Origin of the sequence: Aquisalimonas sp. (genome assembly GCF_007120195.1) — a bacterium.
Taxonomy (GTDB): Bacteria; Pseudomonadota; Gammaproteobacteria; order Nitrococcales; family Aquisalimonadaceae; genus Aquisalimonas.
On the sequence record NZ_SKOG01000016.1, the window covers coordinates 1 to 4,473 of the forward strand.

The window sequence follows — 4,473 nt, forward strand, 5'->3', positions numbered from 1 at the left end:
AATCCGGCAAGGTGGGCCACCTGGCCCTGGATGTCTACGAGCAGGAAGAGGATATCTTCTTCCGCGATCTCTCCGACGAGATCCTGACCGACGACATGCTCTCGCGGCTGCTCACGTTCCCCAACGTGCTCATCACCGGCCACCAGGGCTTCTTCACCGACGAGGCCATGACCCAGATCGCCGAGGTCACCCTCGGCAACCTCGACGCCGTGCGCCGGGGGGAACCCTGCGACAACGAGCTCACGGGCCAGATGGACGACCAATGAAGCGCCGCATCGCGCCGAGCCCTCGGAGATCGGCAGGGGCTGATGTGCTCCATATGGAAAGCGCATCGGGCTGCGGGGTCGTTGTCGATGAGGACGTTTTCGCCACTGATGGTCAGCGGCATCCGTTCCAGCCTCTGTCAGTAACCGGTTCTTCTGGAATTCGCTTGCCGACTGCCGAACAACTTCGCAGCCGTCGACTGCGCTATAAAGTCCTCGGTTAGGGCCCGGTAGAGCAGACATTCGGATAGCGCGGACGCATAGCCAAGAGCTGTCACCGCGAACACAGTGCAAGCCATCTCGTCTCGCGGGGAAGGCGAGCCCATTGCGTTAGAAAAGCGCGCAAGTGGTGTGCCGTTATGGCAGTCACATGTAGACCGTAGCGCATCAGGTGCCCACAGCCCTTGTCAGTCAGGCTGACAAGGGATTGGCTCGAAACGAACCCGCGCGGCTCAGGATTGACGCTGCAGCGAGCGGAACGCGCTCTCCAATTCGTCCACGGAGCGCACACCTTCGAGAATCTGGTGAACCTCTCCGGCGCCATCGAACAACACCAGCGTGACATGTTCTACGCCGTGCTCCCGGGCGAAGCTGGCTCCCTGCCGCGTCTCGATGTCGACGATCCGGAATTCGATGTCGTCACTGAATGCCGGGTAGGCGCGCTCGACATTGTTCAGCAGGCGCCGACACGTGGGACAGCCCGGGTCGTGCACCTGGACAATGACGGGACGCCCATTACCGATGACGCCGATGTCAGCACGCGCCCCACGCGAGCGCCACTCCATACCAATCCAGATGGCGGGAATGCTTAACACCGCCAGCCCCAGGAAACCGCGGCGGGTCATGGTTGCGGCATCCAGGCCTTTTCCTGACGGTTTCTTCGGCGGCCCTTTTGGGCCTTTTCTCGCTTTCCCGGACTTGCCCATAAACCCTCGATCCTCGCTGTCAGGACGCTCATTGGTAAACCGGATGCCGAAGCGGCGACACGCGAAAGCTCGTCTTTTACCGACGACAGTCAACCTTTACTGGCAACGGGCCGCAACGTCCATCCGCATAATTACGTAGCAACCAGCCGGGGCACAAGAAGGCCGAACTGAGGCTTGAACACGACTACGCCGCGCACAGGACGGGAGATGCCCGGGTGGCTGACGACAGGGAGCTGATCCAGTCAGGCTATCGCTATGCGGTAGCGCTGTGCGGCGGGACTCAGGACGCCCGGGATCTGGTGCATGAACCCTGGATACGATTGCGGCGGAACGGCGACAGCCAGGTCTCCCGCGCCCTCACTCTACGCGACGGCGGCGGTGCCGTGGCCGGAGCATCGCTTCTTGTCGCCGAGGCCGATCGATGGATGACCGCCAGGGCCCACGCACGTTCCATGGACACGGCGTTTCCATGCGCATCTGGGTGGAAGGCGATTTGCTCTACGCCCTGGCGCGGGGTTGAGGCGCCGGGGCGCGCCGAGGCGGCGGTCACCGACCTGATCATATTTCAGATGCTGGTGCCTCTGGAGGTAGGAAGCGATCAGATGCAGAACCTGCCGGTGGCCATGTGTTACGTCAATCGCAGTAATGACGCGTGGCTACTTCGTCCTAACGGACAATCAGATCTGCCACCCCGACCTGCCGGCAAAACTCAACGGCGCCACGCTGGAGAACGAACTGATTGCGGAACTGGTGCCACTGATCGACTTTCATCCGCAGCATTTCACCGGCTCGAAGGCGTGTTGGCCGGGGAGTTATCGCGGCCCTACGGGAGGACTTGATCAGTCGCACCTCCCAGCGCCGATGGTGAGCGGGAGGGTCTCCCCTCCTGGTCACCATTTCGGTCGATCAACGATCCCGAATGTTGCCGTCTCCGTCAGAAATAATGATCTCGACACGGCGGTTGCGCGCTCTGTTCTCCGGCGTATCGTTGGTCGCCACCGGATGATCCTCGCCGTAACCACGGGTCTCGATCCGCTCACCACTGATACCTTCCTCGATCAGCGCGTTCCTAACTGATTGTGCGCGGCGCTCAGACAACCGCTGGTTGAAGTCAGGATCGCCGACACTATCGGTATGCCCTTCAATGCGAACGCGGCGGTTTGGATGCTCCTCCATGAGGTCAGCAAGCCGCCCTACGGTGCTGAGGCCAGCCTCACCCATGTCAGCCTGACCCGTTTCAAACAGAACATCGCCCAACGTCAGAACCATGCCGCGTTCTGTTTCTTCCGCCTCCATTTCCTCAAGCTGTTGGCGTAGCTGCTCGGCTTCCGCAGCCTGGCGTTCCCGTTCGATCTCTTCGCGGCGTTCTTCCATTTCTTCGATATCCTGCTGCAACCGCGAGGTCTGCGCACGTTCGGCGGCGGTCAGTGCGTACAGTTCAGCGAGGTACGCCCTGTGATCAATCAACGTCTCGCTTTCCCTGCTCTCGGCAAGCTGTTCCGCCGCGCTCAGTTCGTCCCTTGACTGCCGCAATTCGCCCGGTGCACTGCGAGAGACTTCCGGGTCGTTCTCCGCACGCTCGTAGGCGGCTCTTGCCTGTTCGAGCTGCTCGGTGGTTGTGGTCCCGCAAGCACTCAGCATGATGGACAATGCGGCTGCAAGCGCCAATCCGATGGTTGTACGAAACATGAGGGTAATCCTCCCTTTTGGCACCTGCACGGTTACTGTTCTTCACCAATTTCCTGTTGCATTGACTCGATGCTTTCGTTCAACTCATCGACCGCCTTCTGCATCCGCGCCGATTCGGAGCGGGCGCCGGCAAGCTGCGCTTCCGCCAATGCCTGTTCCAGCAAACGCTCGGCTGTTGCGTATTCCTCCTGATTTATGAGTTCTCGCGCATCAAGGACCTTGTTCTGCGCCTGGTTAAGGAGCACCGGCTCATGTTCGCGCGCCTCGGTTGCCTCGGCGTCCCTGACTGCCTCCTCGGCCTCTGCAAGCTTCCTGTCTGGTCGCTCGACCGGAGTCGCGCAAGCCGCAATCGTCAGCGCGGATGCGAATGAAAGTGCGGCTAGTGCCGTCGATCTCCTTACCGTCATCTTCCTGCTCCTTTTGATGGGGTGGGACGCAACCTGCGTTTACGGAAGCATCGTTCAGATAGAGTATAGGATGGAAAAATGCCCTTTTCCGAACTGGTCAACCGGTAATTTACGGGTGGCGAAGGGTCGTGTGCCTGACATCATCCCGAAATACGGCTCTATTAGGTCCTCGGCACCGCCCCTTTTCCGCCCATCCCCACAGGCCAGTGGAAACCCTGCCGGCCCCGGTGGGTGACAGCAATTCAGAGCGTTGCGGGATGACCTCAGCCGAACAGACCAACGGGCGGCGCCCGCGCTGAGGTCAACATGCTCGTCCTTGCGCGAATTGCCCTGAGTGTGAGCCTAGGAGGATTCGCCCCCGCCGCCGCCAGACCGAATAGCGCGCCGGCACCCGGACCCGAACGATCTTGGGTGGGTGTCCTCGGGTTTGCGCTTGGGTTCGCGGGATTGCCTATGTTTGCTTAAGCACGGACCGCACTCGGTTGTATGTTTTAGCTTGTACGCATTGGGCGTCGGCTATCGAGCGAGGCGCTTCGGGTAATTGTCGACCGTCCTGAAACAGGAACCAGCGGCGACGGGGAGAACAATCATGTTGGGATTTTTCGCGTTCGGTGCGCTCGCTCCTGTGGAGCAGCCCAAGTTGGAAGTCATTCACCGGCCACCCTCGACCACCAGGCGCCGCGGGGTTCCTCCGTTGCTGTTCGTCCACGGCGCCTATGCGGGTGCGTGGTGCTGGGACGAGCATTTCCTCCCCTGGTTCGCCGCGCACGGGTTTGACGCCTACGCGCTCAGCCTGCGCGGGCATGGCGCGAGCCAAGGGGGCGAGCAGTTGCAGCAGTCGAGCATCCGTGACTATGTTGCCGATCTGCGGCACGTGGTGGAAGGAATGGAGACGCCCCCCGTTCTGATCGGCCACTCCATGGGTGGCATGGTGGTGCAGAAGTACCTCGAGCAATTTCCGGCGTCAGCAGCCGTGCTCATGGCCTCTGTGCCTCCAGGTGGCCTGGGCAGTTCCATTATGCGCCTCGCGACCGCGGATCCGCTGGTGTTTACCCGGATGTCCATGGTTCAGGGGGGCGGTCTCGATCCGGTCGATAAGGACAATGCCGTCCGCAGCATCCTCCCCCAGGACCTCGATCCCGAGGTGGAAACTGCTTACAGCACTCGCATGCTGAGCGAATCCCAGCG

The 4,473-nt window shown here is 61.2% G+C and carries 4 protein-coding genes and 1 pseudogene; 2 read left to right on the plus strand and 3 right to left on the minus strand.

Annotated features, from left to right (window positions below):
- Positions 1-266: pseudogene (locus QZT63_RS02085) on the plus strand (2-hydroxyacid dehydrogenase); the annotation flags it as partial.
- Positions 267-715: 449 nt separating this feature from the next.
- Here the strand turns inward: QZT63_RS02085 and QZT63_RS02090 are convergent.
- The 3 genes from QZT63_RS02090 to QZT63_RS02100 form a co-directional block, all read right to left on the minus strand.
- Positions 716-1,108, minus strand: coding sequence for a thioredoxin family protein (locus QZT63_RS02090; protein ID WP_290648158.1), 393 nt, complete (start codon positions 1,106-1,108; stop codon positions 716-718).
- A 987-nt stretch (positions 1,109-2,095) separates the two neighbouring features.
- A complete protein-coding gene (locus QZT63_RS02095; protein ID WP_290648160.1) occupies positions 2,096-2,878 on the minus strand; it encodes an OmpA family protein in 783 nt (260 codons plus the stop codon).
- 32 nt (positions 2,879-2,910) lie between these two features.
- Entirely contained in the window at positions 2,911-3,285 is a 375-nt protein-coding gene (locus QZT63_RS02100) for a DUF4398 domain-containing protein (RefSeq protein WP_290648162.1), read from the minus strand.
- 589 nt (positions 3,286-3,874) lie between these two features.
- On the opposite strand from QZT63_RS02100, the gene QZT63_RS02105 reads away from it, so the two are divergent.
- Positions 3,875-4,473 (plus strand): alpha/beta hydrolase (locus QZT63_RS02105; protein WP_290648164.1); only part of this gene is annotated, 599 nt, incomplete at its 3' end.